Source organism: Roseicyclus salinarum (genome assembly GCF_029624655.1).
Taxonomy (GTDB): Bacteria; Pseudomonadota; Alphaproteobacteria; order Rhodobacterales; family Rhodobacteraceae; genus Roseibacterium; species Roseibacterium salinarum.
In genome coordinates this window covers 23,786-40,183 of sequence record NZ_JARRSA010000033.1, presented here as the reverse complement: position 1 = coordinate 40,183, position 16,398 = coordinate 23,786, and the positions used below count along the sequence as shown (strand labels likewise).

Annotated in this window: 21 protein-coding genes; 4 read left to right on the top strand and 17 right to left on the bottom strand. The window is 65.8% G+C overall.

Annotated features, from left to right (window positions below; genetic code table 11):
* Window positions 1–219 precede the first annotated feature (219 nt).
* The 4 genes from P6F26_RS16945 to P6F26_RS16930 all read left to right on the top strand — a co-directional run bounded on the left by P6F26_RS16945 (window position 220) and on the right by P6F26_RS16930 (window position 1,945).
* Window positions 220–510: a hypothetical protein gene (locus tag P6F26_RS16945; protein ID WP_278029893.1), complete on the top strand. Its 291-nt coding sequence runs from the start codon at window positions 220–222 to the stop codon at window positions 508–510.
* On the top strand, window positions 507–764 hold the full coding sequence (locus tag P6F26_RS16940; RefSeq protein ID WP_278029892.1) for a hypothetical protein: 258 nt from the start codon (window positions 507–509) through the stop codon (window positions 762–764). The genes P6F26_RS16945 and P6F26_RS16940 overlap by 4 nt, the downstream gene beginning before the upstream one ends.
* 196 nt (window positions 765–960) lie before the next feature.
* A complete protein-coding gene (locus tag P6F26_RS16935) occupies window positions 961–1,362 on the top strand; it encodes a hypothetical protein (protein WP_278029891.1) in 402 nt (133 codons plus the stop codon).
* Window positions 1,355–1,945 (top strand): hypothetical protein, encoded by a 591-nt coding sequence (locus tag P6F26_RS16930; protein WP_278029890.1) that lies wholly within the window; start codon window positions 1,355–1,357, stop codon window positions 1,943–1,945. Before P6F26_RS16935 ends, P6F26_RS16930 begins: the two co-directional genes overlap by 8 nt.
* Here the strand turns inward: P6F26_RS16930 and P6F26_RS16925 are convergent.
* Genes P6F26_RS16925 through P6F26_RS16845 form a run of 17 tightly spaced genes read right to left on the bottom strand, consistent with a single transcriptional unit; the run spans window position 1,921 to window position 16,396 of the window.
* On the bottom strand, window positions 1,921–2,100 hold the full coding sequence (locus tag P6F26_RS16925) for a hypothetical protein (RefSeq protein ID WP_278029889.1): 180 nt from the start codon (window positions 2,098–2,100) through the stop codon (window positions 1,921–1,923). The genes P6F26_RS16930 and P6F26_RS16925 overlap by 25 nt on opposite strands.
* Window positions 2,090–2,458 carry a bacteriophage spanin2 family protein gene (locus P6F26_RS16920; protein ID WP_278029888.1) on the bottom strand — a complete coding sequence of 123 codons (369 nt, stop codon included), beginning with the start codon at window positions 2,456–2,458 and terminating at the stop codon, window positions 2,090–2,092. The genes P6F26_RS16925 and P6F26_RS16920 overlap by 11 nt, the downstream gene beginning before the upstream one ends.
* Entirely contained in the window at window positions 2,458–2,979 is a 522-nt protein-coding gene (locus P6F26_RS16915) for a lysozyme (protein WP_278029887.1), read from the bottom strand. Before P6F26_RS16915 ends, P6F26_RS16920 begins: the two co-directional genes overlap by 1 nt.
* Window positions 2,976–3,197, bottom strand: a complete 222-nt coding sequence (locus P6F26_RS16910) for a DUF7940 domain-containing protein (RefSeq protein WP_278029886.1) — start codon at window positions 3,195–3,197, stop codon at window positions 2,976–2,978. The genes P6F26_RS16915 and P6F26_RS16910 overlap by 4 nt, the downstream gene beginning before the upstream one ends.
* Window positions 3,198–3,213: 16 nt before the next feature.
* Complete coding sequence (locus P6F26_RS16905; protein WP_278029885.1) at window positions 3,214–3,648, bottom strand: hypothetical protein; 435 nt, start codon at window positions 3,646–3,648, stop codon at window positions 3,214–3,216.
* Window positions 3,645–3,881: a hypothetical protein gene (locus P6F26_RS16900; RefSeq protein ID WP_278029884.1), complete on the bottom strand. Its 237-nt coding sequence runs from the start codon at window positions 3,879–3,881 to the stop codon at window positions 3,645–3,647. Before P6F26_RS16900 ends, P6F26_RS16905 begins: the two co-directional genes overlap by 4 nt.
* A 13-nt stretch (window positions 3,882–3,894) precedes the next feature.
* Window positions 3,895–6,522, bottom strand: coding sequence for a hypothetical protein (locus P6F26_RS16895; protein WP_278029883.1), 2,628 nt, complete (start codon window positions 6,520–6,522; stop codon window positions 3,895–3,897).
* Window positions 6,522–7,517: a hypothetical protein gene (locus tag P6F26_RS16890; RefSeq protein WP_278029882.1), complete on the bottom strand. Its 996-nt coding sequence runs from the start codon at window positions 7,515–7,517 to the stop codon at window positions 6,522–6,524. Before P6F26_RS16890 ends, P6F26_RS16895 begins: the two co-directional genes overlap by 1 nt.
* The gene (locus tag P6F26_RS16885; protein ID WP_278029881.1) at window positions 7,517–8,950 is read right to left on the bottom strand and encodes a hypothetical protein; all 1,434 of its coding nucleotides are present in this window, start codon (window positions 8,948–8,950) and stop codon (window positions 7,517–7,519) included. The genes P6F26_RS16890 and P6F26_RS16885 overlap by 1 nt, the downstream gene beginning before the upstream one ends.
* A complete protein-coding gene (locus P6F26_RS16880) occupies window positions 8,950–9,192 on the bottom strand; it encodes a hypothetical protein (RefSeq protein WP_278029880.1) in 243 nt (80 codons plus the stop codon). Before P6F26_RS16880 ends, P6F26_RS16885 begins: the two co-directional genes overlap by 1 nt.
* Complete coding sequence (locus P6F26_RS16875) at window positions 9,189–9,776, bottom strand: hypothetical protein (protein ID WP_278029879.1); 588 nt, start codon at window positions 9,774–9,776, stop codon at window positions 9,189–9,191. The genes P6F26_RS16880 and P6F26_RS16875 overlap by 4 nt, the downstream gene beginning before the upstream one ends.
* A gap of 10 nt (window positions 9,777–9,786) precedes the next feature.
* Complete coding sequence (locus P6F26_RS16870) at window positions 9,787–10,488, bottom strand: phage tail protein (protein WP_278029878.1); 702 nt, start codon at window positions 10,486–10,488, stop codon at window positions 9,787–9,789.
* Window positions 10,488–13,001, bottom strand: a complete 2,514-nt coding sequence (locus P6F26_RS16865) for a phage tail protein (protein ID WP_278029877.1) — start codon at window positions 12,999–13,001, stop codon at window positions 10,488–10,490. Before P6F26_RS16865 ends, P6F26_RS16870 begins: the two co-directional genes overlap by 1 nt.
* Entirely contained in the window at window positions 13,001–13,399 is a 399-nt protein-coding gene (locus P6F26_RS16860) for a DUF6950 family protein (RefSeq protein ID WP_278029876.1), read from the bottom strand. Before P6F26_RS16860 ends, P6F26_RS16865 begins: the two co-directional genes overlap by 1 nt.
* Window positions 13,396–13,956, bottom strand: a complete 561-nt coding sequence (locus P6F26_RS16855) for a hypothetical protein (RefSeq protein ID WP_278029875.1) — start codon at window positions 13,954–13,956, stop codon at window positions 13,396–13,398. Before P6F26_RS16855 ends, P6F26_RS16860 begins: the two co-directional genes overlap by 4 nt.
* Window positions 13,956–14,534 (bottom strand): hypothetical protein, encoded by a 579-nt coding sequence (locus tag P6F26_RS16850; RefSeq protein ID WP_278029874.1) that lies wholly within the window; start codon window positions 14,532–14,534, stop codon window positions 13,956–13,958. Before P6F26_RS16850 ends, P6F26_RS16855 begins: the two co-directional genes overlap by 1 nt.
* Window positions 14,531–16,396, bottom strand: a complete 1,866-nt coding sequence (locus tag P6F26_RS16845; protein ID WP_278029873.1) for a hypothetical protein — start codon at window positions 16,394–16,396, stop codon at window positions 14,531–14,533. Before P6F26_RS16845 ends, P6F26_RS16850 begins: the two co-directional genes overlap by 4 nt.
* Between the last annotated feature and the right edge of the window lie 2 nt (window positions 16,397–16,398).

Genomic DNA, 16,398 nt, shown 5'->3' with positions numbered 1-16,398 from the left:
TGGTCGGAGTGAGAGGATTCGAACCTCCGGCCCCTGCCTCCCGAAAACTGATCCCGGTCGCCAAGCTGTTGATCTGTCGCCAATCGCGCCCTGTTTCGCGGGGTCTGTTCCCCGTCTGTCCCGGTCTCGACAGCCTGCGCAGGTTCAATCGAACCAAAGGGAACTGTTTCCCCACCATCGCCCCACACACCGGAAATCTTGAAACACAGGAGACACCCCATGACTGAGAGAGACGGCGGGCCAGCGTTCCCGACATACTACCATCCGACCGAAGGTTTTGACCGCGGAGGCATGACCCTGCGCGACTGGTTCGCGGGGCAGGCCCCCGGATTGGACAAAAGTGCTTCGGTGGGCATGGCCGAAGCGTTAGTTGGACCCGCTCCGGAGCGTTTTGACCTAAGCGACCCAGAAAGTGCCTTGGCATGGATCAAGTGGTGGGCGCGCGCCGATGCAAATGCCCGCTACGTTCAGGCCGACGCCATGCTCGCCGCCCGCGAGGACACCCCATGATCGGCGGGCGCGTGATCGAGATACGCCACGAGGGCAACTGCGTTCGAATTTGGGTCTACAATCCGAAGGAGAGCGAGATGTGCGTTCACGCCGACCCTGACAGCGGGCCTCGCCTGCCTCGGATGCAGGAGGAAGTGTGGTGGCAATCAGGGCGCATCTACTTCGGCGGTCCAGACCCCAAACGAGGCGAGGTCTCGCTTCGCAAGATCGGCTATTCGCATAGCCCGGAAGCATGTCGCGAGGACACCCCATGACCCTCGCTGCGACCTGCCCGAATTGCGGCGTCACGGGCGGATGTATCTGCCATGTGAAAACGTGGTGGCCCGCCATTTCACAGCCGCTCTCTCACCCGCTTGGGTGTATCTGCCCGCCGACCAGTGAACGGACGTGCCAAAACCCGATCTGCCCTCGAAAGGGCGTCGGCACGAGCAATGGAACGAAGGACACCCCATGATGGACTGGAGCGAAGTAGAGAAGGCGCTGGAAGGCGCAACGCCGGGGCCGTGGCGCTCAGGTGCGAGCACATTCTTCCCAGGCATCGACGGGCCTGCGTGTATGCGCGTCTACACGGACCACCCGCCGACCGAGTTTGAGCTGACCGGCGACAATTTGGCCTGCAACGCCCGCCTTATCGCCCTCGCCCCCTCCCTGGCCCGCGAGGCCCTGCGGATGCGCGCGAAGCTGGAAGCGGCGGAACAGATCGCGGAGATTTTGCAGTCTGCAATGATCGAACACGACACCGCAAATTACGGTTTCGACGAAGAAAACCCTTGGACCATGCAGGAGTGGTTCACCGACGACGACCGCGCCGCCCTCGCCGCCTACCGCAACGCAGGAGAGACAGATGATTGAACGGGATGAAGTGGAGCGGCTGCCCGAGTTCGAAGATCCAGACGTTCAAGCGGTCTATAAGCTGCTCACTGACGACACGTTGCCCGATAATCCGAACGCTTGGGAGGAACATTGGGAGGGGTGGACTGCCCGGCACATCGTTAAGCACTTCGCCGCCCGCGTGGAGGAACTGGAGCGGGAACGCGACGAGGCCCGCGCCCGTGCGGCGAATGCGTATGAGGACGCGGCAGAAGCTTGCGACCCGACCAGCTACACCGCGCACCATGCCTCTACGCGCCGCCGGTGCCAGAAGGCCATGATGATGCCGGGAACCGCCCGGCGCGGGTTACAGGACCGGGCCTTGGCGCTCGCAGTCCATGAACTTCACCCAGGCCGCGCCCCAGCCGCGCGCTGCAAGATCCGACATCACCGCATCGTAGATCGCAGGCAGAACTTCGCGACAGGCTTCCTCGCTCGCGTATTCGATTCCGACATCGGCCGGGTTCACTACAAGGCGCCCGCAGTCTTCACCGCCGTCTCCGATCGGGTGGCAGACGATGAGCATGATCCACCAGAGATTCACGACATGACCTCCTGCACATAGGGCCAGAGCGCGGTGAGAAGCTGCGAGACGGCGAGCATCGCGAACAGCCCGAAGACGAGCCACGTCTGCTTTGAGCTCGAGGAGCGAAGCCCGAAGCCGAACACCTCGTTGCCCATCATCCGCAGGCTCACGTCGAACTCGCTGTCAGACGGCATCGCGACGCCCCCACAATCCGGCAATGCTGCGACCGATCTCGCCGGGTGACGGCAGGAGCCAGCCGAGGATCGCGAGAAGCCAGACCCAAGGCGGCACGTCGTTGCGAACGATGATCGTCTCGACGCGCTCTGTCCTCACGCCGGTCTCGCCCGTTGACTGCTCCACGTTGCCCGTCCGCGCGTTGGGGCGGAGCGAGAGCGTCGGAGCCTGCCGCTCGATCGACACCGCAGCCTGGCGGTTCTCGGCGCCCGCCTGCACGTTCGCGGCCACGTTGGGACCGCCGCCTGTTAGGAGGCTCAGTGGGCCTCCACACGCTGCCAGCGCTACAAGGGAGAGGAAGGCAGCGACCGCGCGCATCAGCCAGCGCCTTCCATGCAGAGCCGGTATTCATCGGCGCGACGGTTCTGCAGGCCGCGGATCACCCGCTGGCCCGCGCGATTCCACCACGTCAGGGCCTCGCAGGCGCCGGCCACGTCGCCCGCGTTGATCCGGCGCATGGCCGTGGAGCGGCGGATCGCACCCTCGCCGATGTTCCACGTCAGCGAGGTGAACGCCGCGTCGCTCTGAGGGCGCAGGACGCGAGGATCTTGCACCTCGGCGCGGTAGCCCTGCCAATAGCGGTGGAGGCCCGTGCGCAGCCCGTCCTCGCACTCTGCGCGCGTCCTGACCTCGCCCGGCCGCACGCCCTGCGTCTCACCGTAGCAGATCGTCCAGACCGGCGGAGAGGCGATCCGATCGAGGTAGGCCGTGGTCTCGAGGCCTTCCCAGCGGGCCACAAGCGGAACGGCGTGAACAGCCGTCTGGCGCCACGACGGGGCACCGGCGGGCTCCGTGGCGCCGCAGACCGCGAACACGGCGCAGAGGAGCTGCCCGATCATCGGTCGCCGATCCCTTGGTCAATGATCCGACCCACGATGGCGCAGGCGGGCGTGATGAGTGCCGTCAGGATCAGGACGGCCAGAGGGCTCAGGGGAATGTCGCCGAGCGCCCACACGCCGACGGCAGCGCCCCACGTCAGGAGCGCGCCCAGATAGGTGAAGCGCATGGCCCAAGAGCGCCACAGGATCGCGCGCCAGTTCGGGATGAGGTGGATCATGATCTATCACTCCGGTTCATTCGGGCACCTCCACGCTCCACATCATAAGGTCCACGAAGCGATCGCTTCTTCCGCAGTCGTGCCGCGTCCAGAACTCGACCTCGGTCGGCGTAAAGCCGTTCATATCGACGAGCACGCGCATGTGCTGGATGCCCTCGACCCGCTGCATGTCCTGTTCCGGCGTGCGGATCGGCTCGAACGCCACGGGCAGGCGGTCGCCGGGAATGCTCGCGAAGGCGAAGCCCTGCCGGTAGGTGCAGTCCTCGGATGTCAGGTCATAGCGAGCGTGGACGAACAGGTGGTTGTCCGCTTCGCGGCGAACTTCCAGAACCTCGACGTTGCCGTAGGGATGCACGGGGCGGTTGATCCAGAGAAGCACGCCGAGCACAACGATCAGCGCGGCCGCAAGCTGGCTCAGGAACCGGGTGAAGAACTCGAGGCGCGTCGTCATCTTGGGCCCCGCACCAAATCCCAGACGTGCTGCACGTTCGTCGGCAGCATGGCCCAGATCGCGCCGGCCAGAGACAGGACGATCGCCCCAAGAGCTCCGATCCCCCATTTCAACCGCCGCCGCTCCTCCAGCGCGCGCTCCTGTCTCAGAGACGCCAGATCGAGCGTGACGCGCGCCAGGTCCTCCTCGAGACGTGCGACCTTGTATTCGATCAGGGGGTTTGGTGCAGTCATGGCGAGGTCCGGCTTAGGGGAGAGTGATTGCGTTGGACGGATCGGAGGCGACCCGCGCGCCCGAGCGGTTGGTCCCGATCATGACAAGAGTAAGGTCCTGACCAGCCCAACGGGGCGCGCGCCTGATCTGGAACGTCCCGTCCCCAAAACTCTCCAGCGTCCAGACGCCATCGTGCGAGTTGATGGTCGCCGTGCCCGCGACGTTGCCCGCAACGCCAACCGGCCCCTCTTCAACGCCGCCGAGATTTTCCCAAATCATCCACGCATATACCGTGCCAGACAGGCCATGGATCAGGTTTTCGCTGTAGCTCGCGTGCCCGCCGATTCTGTCGATCCGGCGGCGAAACGCAGCGGTATTGTCGAGAGAGTTCTTCTGGCCGCGAACATTGTCATAGGCGGGCGTGCCGCTATCGGGGTCGATGATGAGCGTGATACGCCCGTCGCGGGACCAGTAGGTCGAACCATGCCACGGCACCCGTGTTCCGTTCCGCCGCCACTCCCATTCGACCATGTAGGCGTCGGCACCAGGCATGTTCGTCCATTCCGCCCCCGCAGAAGTGTAGTATTCACCGGGAAAGTTGGTCGTGGGGGCAATCGTCGGAGCCGTTGCTTTCACCGGAGCCGCGACCGTGCCCGCCGACACGCTTTCGGCGTCATGCGCGCCCCGGTTGGTCGTCGCCCCGCGCAGGTTGCCCGCGAAGTCGCGCACCGGGATTTTGCCCGAGGACACCGCGTCGATTGCCGCCGACCCGGTGGCGGGCCGGAAGTTCTGCGTCCGGTCAAACGGGGTATCATCAGGCGGCGTCACGACAACATCGTTGATCGTCACGCTCACATGATTGGGCGCGTAGACCATGTTGTTCTCGTGGCGAATTGGCGGGCCGCGCCAAGAGCTGGTCTGGCCGATCAGCTCGAGCGGCTTGGCGGTGCCGGGATGGTTCACGTCCAGATCGGAAATGATCGTATTGAACTCGGCAATGTAAGGGTCCTCAAAGAAGCCCGGCTCATACGCCCAATTCAAAGTGCCGTCGTCCGGCATACCGACGCCGAAAATCTCGTATTTCACGCCGCCACCCTGCGCATAGACATTCGGCAGGTAGATGACGTTGTTCCGGGCATAGATGCCGCTGGTGGAAGACCCGATCAGGTTCGGACGCACCTGCCGCGTGCCTTGGTGGAAGTTGCGATCCACGACGCACGCGCTGCGCGGGAATGTGATGCCGACCTCGCCCTTCACGTCCCGGTTCCGCCCGACCACAAGGAAGTCGTTGGCGATGCCGTGGTTGCGCTGGATGTTAATCACCGACCGCGTGAATGGCTTACTGCCGTCAGTCGTTGAATAGGGCGGCAGCGCCCGGATGCAGGGCTGAATCGCTTGGAACGCGATGCCCGATGCAGCCCATCCCGACGCGCTCCACAAATTGCAGTTCGTGACGCCGAAGTAGTCCATGATCGAGATGCGCATCGGGCCATGGCTGGGCGTGTCCGTCAGGTCGCCAAGAATGTGGTCGCCGCGCAGGATGATGTCGCGGTTCTGCTTGAGATTGCAGCCCGTGATGGCGAGGCGCGTCCAGCCGCCCATCGCCGTGATGCCGTAGTTGTACCAGTCCTTGATGTCGAGGTCCGCGCCGCAGAAGTAGACGAGGACATCGGGGCGAATGTTCCGATAGGCCCCGTCCGAGGAATAGGTCTCCTTCATGCCCGTGGTCGAGACCTGAAACAGCGAACGATATTGCGTGGCGTTCGCTGCGGCCTGATTGGGGTTCGTGCCAAAAACGACGCAATATCCACCATCGTCATAGGTGGCCGAAGGCGCGCGATAGGTTCCGTCGAAATCGACGCCGTAAATCGCGATGTGGCTGTTCGCGGCGGTGCCGGGATCGAAGAAATCAAGCTGGTTCGTGCCAAGGGTCGCCGCCGGGGCGCTGCGGACCACCGGCCTGTTGCCTGCCCCGAAGTTCGAGACATAGGCGCGTCCGGTGGTCGAACAGCTACTTGCGCCCCAGATATAGGTCTCGCCCCGACGGAAGCGGATGCGCGTCGGCCCCTGCCAGTTGGTCCCGGTGAGCGTGGCTACGTCGCTGACCCGGCGGATACCGTTCGGAATATCCTCAGCGGGCACTCCGGTGAAGTCCCCGGCAAAAGACACATAGAGATCATTCTGCCAGTCGATGTCATCGGGGTTCTGCACCGTGAACGCCGAGAGGTTGATAGTTTTCACCACCTGACCGTGGGCGCTCACCGTCACGGAGACGTCCTTCACACCTGCTGTCGTGTAGGCGTGCGACACGACACGGCCGAACTCGACATTGCTGCTCGGCCCGCCGGGCAGGCCTGTAGCCACGGTGAACTCGGCCCCGCTGTCCCCGAAGTTCCACTCGAAATCAAGATCTTCGTGATCGTCACCGGCCCAGCCCGTGACCCCTGTGACGAAGAACATAATCGCTTCACCGGGCAGGACCGATCCGGTCGGGTAGCGGCTAACGCTGATCGTCACCGCCCCGTCACCGCCCCCAGGGTCTGGGGGCGGCGTCTGGTTCCATGTCGGCACAGTCTGGCTACGCGTAAGGCCGCCCTGCGTGGCCGAAAGGGTGACGATCTGACCATTCAGTGCGGTGGACTGGAGAAGGTTTTTCGTCATCACGGGGTCTCCCTGAAGCCCGCGCCGACAAGCGTAGCGAGTTGGTTGTGCGTCACGGTGAGCGTCCCCGAGGCCGCCACGTCGAGAACATCAGCAAGCGAGCCGAAATCATCAGCGAGCGCGCCACTGCCGAAGGCCAGCGAGTTGCGGTGTGTGGCTCCCGTCCAGCCCGCAGCGGGGTCGGTGCCGTTTTTGAGGACGTTGGCTGCGACGATGAAATCCCCGGCCTGCGCCGAGAACTCCAAAGCCGACGCCTGCCCGCCGGTAGGCGTGACAGCGGTCGGGGCGTTGGCGGCGATGATCGTGTAGGCGTCCACCCGCACCACCGCTCCAGAATCCGGTGAGATGGTCCAATCCAAAGAGAAATCGCAGGTCGTGCCGGTCGGAACTTTTGCGTTGGAAATCAGCACCGCCCCAAAACGGCTTTGGAAGTTTGGCTGCATCCTGATCGTGGCTGCGCCTGCGTTGATCGTCGCACTCGACAAGGCGCTTGCCCCGGCAGACGATTGGATCGTGCGCACGACGAGAACCACCCAGCGATCCGTGTCCGCCGCCCCGATGGCAACGCTTCCGACCGTCGGATCGGCCGCAGGTGCCGGAACATCGACAAAATCGACGTAGGCTGGCGTGAAGGTCGAAGGCGCTGCCGCCGCTGCTACCTGCACCGCGGCGGTGGGCGTCGGGCCCTGCGCGCCGTCCGACACGTTCCGGCGAACGTAGTAGTCATCAGTGACGCCCGAGCCGGTGTCGAGTGTGGCCGCCGTCGCGCCGCTGATATTCGCCCAGCCTGTTGAGCCATCCGCCGACTGCTCCCACTGGAACGTCGCCCGAGCGGAGGCGTTCGACCCGGTGACGGTGAGGGTGTCACCAATCTCCGGTGATGCCTCCGCGATGCTGCCCGCCGTCAGCGTCGGCACAGTGACTTGTACGGTCGTCTCGGCAACGGTGTCGTAAACATCATACGTCCCCGCGCCGACTTCGATAATCTTCGTCATTACGCGACCTCCAGGGTCAGGCCCTCAGCCGTGGGCGTGATGGTGAGTGTGCCATCGTGATCGACATGAATGCCGTCTGTCTGGCCGGTGATGCTGTTTACGCTGGGCGCGCTGCCAGTGACGGCGATGCCTGCGCCGTTCTCGACCACCGTGGTCGCGCCCGACGCCGTGATAACAAAAGTCGGTCGTACGGTTGTCCCGCTGTCACCGGATGCAAGCGTGTAGCCGGCGCCTGTCGCGCCCGATATATCAACGCCGTCCCGCTGCCACTGGATCGTGACTGTCGGGGCTGTCTGTCCGCTGGCGTAGAGAACAAGAATCTCACCTGCCGTAAGCGCCTGGCCGACCTCGCCCGTGCCGGTCGTTGGCAGAATAGCCAGTGCACGCCCCGCCACATCCACCACATGCGTATCGAGAAGTGCGGTGCCGTCCGCGAAGGTCGTATACGCGCCATTGAACGGGCTGGTGCCGCTGATGACGATGTTGGTCAGGGTGCCGGTCCATGTTGCGGAAATCAGGTTCCCGCTTTCGAGTGTGACCTCAAGCGAACTGCCGACCTCCCCGCTGGCGACCGTAATCCAGCCCGATTGCAGCGCGACCGGATCAGTGATCGTCACCCGCATCTGGTAGATGTAGGCTTGGCCCGCTGTGTCGTCGGGGATGTCGAGCGAGGCCGTCGCCTGCGGCCCGTCCACAAGCACGCCGCCGACAAGGAGGCGGTATTCCCGGTCGGACACAGTGGCCGCGACCCCGCCATAGGTCCAAGTGTCGGACCCGAAGGACAGGGCGGTGGCCTCGACGCCGCTGCCAGTGAGTGACCCGCCGGACTGCACAAAGTCAAAAGTTCCGACCTGAACGTTGTTCGAGGCGTTCGCCCATACAAGGCCGCCGCTGTTCTCGTAGCCGACCCGCCCGGTAAATATCTTGTTCGCGTCCCCGGCGGCGATGGTGTAAGTCGGTTGCTCAAGCGTGGTCGTGCCGTCGCTTATTTCGTAAAGGAACGTCCCGCCGACCGCGCCGGTCCAGACGCCTTCGCCAAGATCAATCACGTCTTCAAGCGTGGCGGTCTCGACGTTGAACGCAGGCTCGGTGATGTTGACCGAGGCTGCATAGCGCACAGGCGCGGAGATCGAGCGGGTCACGCCATCCTTCGTGCCGGTCAGGACAAGGCTGCCCTCATCGGCAGAGGCGATGGCCGTGGGGCTGGCACCCGTGCCGAACGTGCTGTCGCCAGCCGAAGTGCCCCACGACACGCTGTCGAGGACGACCGGATCTCCGTTGCCGTCCGTCGCGGTATACCCGATCCCCGCGTGGTCCCCGATCTGCGCATAATCGCCCAGCGAGTCCGTGGACAGGCCGGTGAGCGCGAGCGTGAAGGGGGGCGCGTCGACGGCTTGTGTCGATCCGATGAAAATGCCGATCCCGATCTGCATCAGCGAGCCTCTCTCTCTTCGTGCCGCTCGATCTGCGCCCGGGCGCGCTCAACATCGTCGAGCCATGCCTTGCGGCAGTGGCCGGTGCCCCACGGGCTGAACAGCGCGTCGATCACCCGCTCTATCCGGCGCCATTCCTCGATGTGGACGCGCGCCGAGAACGCCGTGTCGGCATCGCCACCGGTGAGCACGTTGATGGTTCGGGTCGCGATCGACCCGAGCTCGAGCACGAGCCGCCTCACGGCCAGAGCTCCGCCGCGGTGATGTCCGCGGGGATCGGGTCCATCGCCTCGATCACGTCGGACGCGGTCCGGATCGCAGAGACCTGCATCCAGATGGCCTCGCCCGCGTCCCACGCTGCCAGCTCGCCCGCCGTCCAGTTGGCGCGACCCTTCTCGGCAAGGCGCGACGCCTGCGCGATCAGGTTGCGCTGTTTCCACTCCGGCACGATGGCGACGATGCGACGATGCGCTTCCGCCTTCACCTCCTCCGGCGTCGCTGGCGGAGCGACCCACGCGCCCTCTGACAGAACGTGGCGCGCGCTCGGCGGCGCGGTCGTCGTCGCGCCCTCGGGCACGGTCGTGCCGATCTCGGCGATCTCCACGAGCGTAGCGGCATCGGTCCAGTAGGACGTGCCCCGGAAGTCGGCTTGCATCGACCATGCCTCGCCGGAAAATACCGCGACCTGATTGGCCCCGGCCGCCGGAGGCGCTGTCGCCGTCGCATGGGCGGGGATGAGGAATTCCCCCGGCTCGAGCGGGCTGGGCCGCGCCTGCGTTTCGCCAAGGAATTCCCCGGTGATCGGGCTGTAGTGGTAGAGCTGCATGGAGACGGCCTCAGAACTTGATGCAGAACATGACGGCGCGGTTGCGCGGGCGGGTCTCGTCCCCGGTGTGCCTCATGCGGAAGTTCCAGAACTCGTTGGACGACCCACGGCCCGAGATCCCGTAGTCGCTGTAACTGCCATCCTGCGGGATCGTCTTCGTTCCCGTGGTGCCAGCTGCAGTCCCCGTGGCCGAGGTGAAGAAGTCACGAACGTTGTTCGTGTCCTCGGCCTGGAAGCTGCCGAACGCGCGGGCGCTGTCGACGCCCCGGCCATTGTCCCAGCCGCGCAGAAACTCGCCGCGCAAGTCCGGCACGTTGAATGTCGTGGAGCCGTCACCCGATCCCCATACGACGCCGATGGCCGCAAAAAGGTCGGCGTAGGTCGTGCGCGACAGCGCAGATCCATCGCACTCCAGCCAGCCGGTCGGCGGCGTCTGCATGGCAAAGGGCGCGAACATTCCGGCCGGGATCGTCTCGACGCCGAAACCCTCCGCGACCGTGCCAAGCGCGATCCACGCATCGTCAGCCGCGTTGCGCATCCGAAGCGTGGCAGGGGATGTCGAAGTGTCCGCCCACAGCATGTAGGGCACGGTCGCCGTCGGCGCGGTCGAGCCCGAGTTCTGCGAGAACAGCGCGCCGATCAGGTTGTTGAAGCCCTCCCGGACCGCGATGCCGGTTCCGTTGGCACGGGATAGGCTGGTCACTTGGCTCATTATGCCACCTCGTCTGCGTACAGCCTGAGCTGCGTCACGAAGGGCGTGTATTCGCCGTCCGTGGTCGTCATCTGAGCGCGGGCCTCGATGCCACGCGCCTCCACCTCTGCCGCGTCAAGGCGGCTCCATGGGCCCCAGGCCGGCGTTCCCGCGGGGTCGTCGGGCGTCGTGCGGACTTCGAGGAAGCAATCGACCTCGCCGCCATCGGCCCCGTCCCAGCTGGCCCATTCGTCGACGTTGCCGGGGCGCGCGTCGAAGTCGTCCAGCGCGTTGTAGGCCGAAAGCGCAATCTCCGAGCGAAGGCGAACACGCTTGACCGTCGTCAGATCGAGCCCGGCGGCGAACTCGTACTGACCCTCCGGGTCCGTCTCGCTGTCGGTCAGGACGAGACCGGGCGTTCCGCCGATGGTGCTCACCGTCACGTCCGTGGCCGTGCCGAGGAAATCGTCGTCCTCCTGCAGAAGACCGGCCGAGGAAAAAGCGATAACCTGCGCCGCGGCCGTGGTGACGGTCGAGACAGGGCCACCGACGTTCGATGTGTCCTCGGCCCGCAGAAGATAGGTGCCGGGCATGAGAGGGACGGCGATCAGGGTGGCCGACCCCGGAGCTCGATCAATGGCCCGGCTCGCGCTCCAAACTGCGCCGCTAGTGGCAGGAGAGTGCCGAACCGCGATGCGGCCGCCCTCGATGACGTCCAGATCCGTCACCCGATCCCACCTCAGGATCGCAAGCCCGCCCGCCGCCTGCAGCGCAACCCCACCCAACGCAGCTGGCGGCGCGGACAAGCCGACCACCTGATAGGTCCGCGAGACAGCGCTGCCCGCTGCGCCGAAAGACGTGACCGGCGTCACCTCGAACTGCCACTCCCCGGGCTGCACGTCGAGCACGTCGAAGGTCGTGTCGGTCGTCACGCCGACCTCGCGCCAGGTACCGCCGGGCGGCATCGCCCGCACCCGATACTCCGAGACGTAGCCGGATGGCGCCGCCACCCAGGACAGCCGCGCAAGCGCCTTCACGCTACGGTCGCGCGTCGTGTAGAGCTCCTCCTCCACGTCGATAAATCCGGGCGGCGGAACGTCCCACGGATCCGGAAGCGTGGTCTGCGGAGCTGCAGCGTAGATCTCGGCCTCGGTGGCGTCCCATGCGTAGACCAGCGACGCGGTCTCCCGCAGCACGAGGTCGACCACGATTGCCCCGTCATCGAAGCGCGGCGTCATGCGCTGGATCTCGAAAGCTTTGTCCGTCCAACCGTAGCGGGCGACGGTCAGCTCGATCACATCGCCGGGTTGCGCGGCCAGCCACTTTGCGGATCCAGTCGTCGTCACCGTGATTTGGCGACGGGTCCGCTCAAGGTCGATCCTCGCGAGGCGCTGCGCCATGCCTGCCGATGTCGTGAACGGCAGGTTGATGTCGTGCCAAAGCTCGACACCCTCATCCTCGGCCAGGTAAACGTCCGACTGGACGGCCGGGAAGTCATCCGGCTGCCAGGAGTTGTCCGGGCTGACGAACACGCCGCGCGTCCCGTTGCAGACCTCATCGCCCGACTGCAGCGTCTGGACGTTGATCGGGCCGCGCAGGTCGTCGAGACCGAACGCCAGCTCCGGCGTCCGGTATGATCCAGCCCGGATCCGATAGGGCGTGGCGTCCGTCATGCTGCCCGCCATGGCCGTCAGAAGCCCACGGATGCGCTCCTGCGGTGTACTCTCAGCGGAGAGGGTCAGGACGCCGTTGCAGGTATACCGCGCCTCGGTGCCCCCTCCGGGCGTGTCCACCACCTCGTCGCAGATGTTCGCGGCCTCGATCAGATCGTCTTCGTCGATGCCGTCCGCGCTGTAAGGCACCCCAAGGCCACCACGAGCGCGCGACCACGACAGATAGTCGGCGACGCAAAGGGCGGGGTTCGTCGAGTAGCCGCGCGTCCCGTCTCGCGGATCGAGGATGTCGTTCTTTCCCCAGATGTCGGCCGAGACGTTCGGGATGCTCTCGGGCTTGTCCTTGTTCCAGCGGACCCGAATATATGCGTAGGCGCAGCCGCGCAGGCGGTGCGCGGCGCTCCACGCATCCGGCCGCGCGAACAGAAGCGAGCCTTGGGCCGACTGGTCATCTCCGCCGAGCATCCGGTAAGCTCCGCCGAAGCCAGACCAGCGTCCGGTCGCGCTGGTCTGGCCCTCCTCGCAGAACAGCTTGCCGTCGAAGTAGATGCGGCCGAAGCGCTCGATCTCATGACCGGCGAACACGACCACCATGTCGAGATACTTGTCGTCCTTCCCGCTTTCGTCGATCCAGACCACCGCGCCGCCCTTGCGAACGCGCCCATAGACCACGTCCCGCGGCGTGACCGGGTTGCGGGTTGAGAAGGTGCGCGGGTTCAGGCGAACCTGCGGCTGGGGCATCAGTGCGCGCGAGGCTGCCGAGAGAAGCAGCCCAACGCCGAGGCGCACCAGCGCGCCACCGATCACGCTGGACGCCGCGAAGGTGGAGATCGCCGAAAATGCGGTCGCGATGAACGGCATCAGCCGATCCTCCAGGCGGCGTCCGCATCCCGAAGCGGCATCATCAACACGCCATCCTCGGCCAGAACCGCGACCGACTGACCCGCCACGACCCCGAGTGCGCCGTCGACAAGGGCCAGGTCGCCTCGCCCCGCCATCAGGACCGGGATGCGCCCGCCGAACAGGCTGTCGCCCAGCTCGCCGAGATCGCGCCACCCCAGCTTGCGCATGACGCGCACCGATCCGGCCGCCGTCGAGTAGCGCCCGCGCCATGCCTCAGCGTGACTATTCGTGCCGGTGATCGCCGCAGCCGTGTCGCAAGCCCACGTCGCGCAGTCGTGCGAGCCCCATGCGAAGCTATTGCGCCGGGCGTCGGCGACGGCCGCGTCAAGCCGCTCGGGCCAGTCTGGAAGCCTCACCCGCGCCCCCAGGTGATCTGCTTGTCGACGACCGAGGTGACATACTCGAAGCCAAGGTCGCCGGGGAACAGCCGCTGCTGTTCCTCGTGCGTGTAGCGGACCTCGTGCGGGCGGGTCATGTCGCGCAGGTGACCTTCGTAGCCGATGGTGATGGTGGACGTCTCGCCGTCATCGGCGATGGACGGGACGTCGAGCCGACCCTCCGCCAGCGCGAACGGGTCCTCGATCAGCGCGCCGGCCGCATCGCGAAATCCGAGCCACACCTTTCCGGTCTTGCCCCGCCGCGCGGCCTGCAAGGCATTGGAGACTTGCGCCGACGGGATGCCGGAAAGCACAACACCCCAGCCCGCCGCCTCGACTGAGGCGCTTTCCTCGGGGGGTGAGATGCCGACAAAAACGCCGTTTGCCGTGAACGTCTCGCCGCCGAAGGCAACGTCTTCCGGACCAGTAGCCAGCCGCAGGGCCCCCTCAGAAAACACGCCCTCGAACAACAGCACCGGGCGCACATCGCCCTCGGCGAGCGCAGCGGCCGCGGCCACGGTCATCGGGCGGGCCATCAGAGCGCCTCCACGGCGCGAAAGCTGGCGCGATATGATCCGTCGGCAGAAATGCCCACGGGCACCGGATCACGCATTCTCAAGGCCACCACCGGAGACGCGATTTCAACGGCCGCGCCATCTGCCGGCGAAGACCGAAGCGCGGGCGCGAGCGTTAGCGTCTGCGCGGGCAGCGTTCCCGTGGTCGCCGTGATCTGGTAGAGCCTCGCCGCCGCGCCGGTCCCGATGGAGATGAAATCACCAACCTCGGGCGCAGTGCTCCACCCTGTCGTCACGAGGTCGTTGCCGGTCTGAGCCGCGCCGCTCACGGTGACCGTTCCGGCCCCTGCGTTGTTGATCGTCGGGTCGACCACCGTAAACACGGTCGCCGGACCCGCCAGAGCCGCCAAGAACGCCGAGAGCGCTTTGGCCGAAGGGCCGGGCCTTGTCGCCACCTCGATCTCGCAGGACCACTGCCGGCCGCCCCAGTCGAACGCCTGCCCCTGAAAGCTGTAAGGGCTCTCGGTGTAGGACACGGCTGCACGAAGCTCGCGAACGACGTTCGTGATGGCCGAAACAGGAAAGACGGGCACCGTCATGCCACGCGACCCCGCGACCGATCGTTCGCCGACTTGGCCTGCGTCGCGGCGGCGATCTCCGGGATCATCGCCCGGACCTGGCGCGCGATCCTGTCGGCAGCGCCGATTTCCGCGCCGCGTGCGTCCACGCTCACCATCACTTGAACGCCGCCACTGCCCCCGGCCATGTGGTTCGGAATGATCCGCCCCGGCACGGTCGGCGCGAAGAGCTCTCGCCCACGCTCGCCCACCTCGTAGACCTGCCCCGGCATGACAGGGCCACCGCTCGCCTTGCCGGGGACGCCACCACCAAACAGGCCCCCGAACAGACTGCCGAGAAGGCCGCCACCGCCGCCCTGCTGCGCAAAGGGTCCGGTTCCGAACAGGGCCGCTTCAAGGGCGGCGCGCGCGATCGCCTGCGCGAGGTTGCGGAACGTGTCGGCGAGGCTGTCTCCGGCCACGATGGCATCGAGGATGCCGTTCTTGAGCACTTCCTGCTGCTGCTGCCAGAACTCCTGCGCCCCCGAGACCTCGGTGAACCGCTCCCGCGCCTGCTCGAGCGCCGCGTTGTAGGTCGTCAGGTCGATGGCGCCAGATGCCAGACGCTCATTCAGGACCGCCTGCACGTCGCCGAACTGAACCGCGGCTTCCTGAGCCTGTCGGATCGCCTGATCGGCCGCGCGCATCTCGGCCGTGATCTCTTGCGCGTCAGAACGGCCACCGCCGGCGGAACCAGACACCCCACGAAGGAAAGCCTCGGCCTCCGACGTGTCGAATCCGGTCAGGTTTCCAGGGTCAGAGCCAGACCCAACAAGTCGCCCGCCCGGCCCTGCGCTTCTACCGGGGTTTATCCGTCCGGCCCGCAAGGCGTTTTGCGCACTCAAGGCCGCAAGCAGGTTACCCGCCATGGCTCCGGCCGTGACCGCTCCGGTCGTGAAGTCTATACTGCCCGCAAGCGCCGCGAGGTCTTCTGCTGCCTTGGCTGCACGATCCGCCTCGTTGGAGAGCTCGACGGCCTGCAAGAGGGCTTCACGAAGCTCCGGCGGGATGTTGCTGGCCTCAACGCCCATTTCGCGAAAGGAGGCGTTCATCTGCTCAAGGGTGGATTGTTGCTCTGCGAACGTGGCCGCCTCGTCCAGCTCGCGGAACAAGCCAGCCAGCTGTCGCGCCTCTTCGCGGGTGACCTGAAACTGGCTTGCGATGTTGCCAATGGCGGTTGAAAGCATTGTGCCCGAGCTGAACGCCGTGCCTTCAAACTGCCGGAAGCTCTCGGTCGCCTGCCCAAGGATTTGCACTTGGTCGCGCAGGTTGTCGTTCAGCTGCTCGACCCGCAATTCGGCGGCGGCGAGCGCGAACTGCCGGACCCGAGTAGCGGCAGTGCCATATTCCTCGGAAAGCTCCCGGACGCTCATTTCGAGAATGCTGGTTGTGCTTTCGATGCCGCCCATGACCGCATCGAGCTGGTCCATGACGGATTCAAAATCACGAGCCTCGCTCTCAAGGTTGATGAGATTTCCGATCAGCGGCAGGAGCGCGCCTGCCGCAACACCGGCCGCAATCCCGATGGTGCCGAAGGCAAGACCGATGTCAGGGAGCTGGATCGCGAGAGCGCGAAGAAAGCCGCCACCCGCTGCCGCTTGCTGCGCGACCTGACTGAGCTGCATGGACAGCATCCGCGTGCTGTTGCCGCCCAGCGAAAAGCTCCGGGACATGCCCGCCGCAGCTGCTCCGGACGCCGCGAAGCCACGCGTCATGCGCGTCGTGGCCTGCGTCGTCTGGCGCTCGGTCATCGTCGCCTGATCGCCGAGACGGTCTAGGGCTTGCGTGCCCTGCGCCAGTTGACGGCTATCGACGCGAAGGCCAAGTGTTGCGATGTCAGTCATTC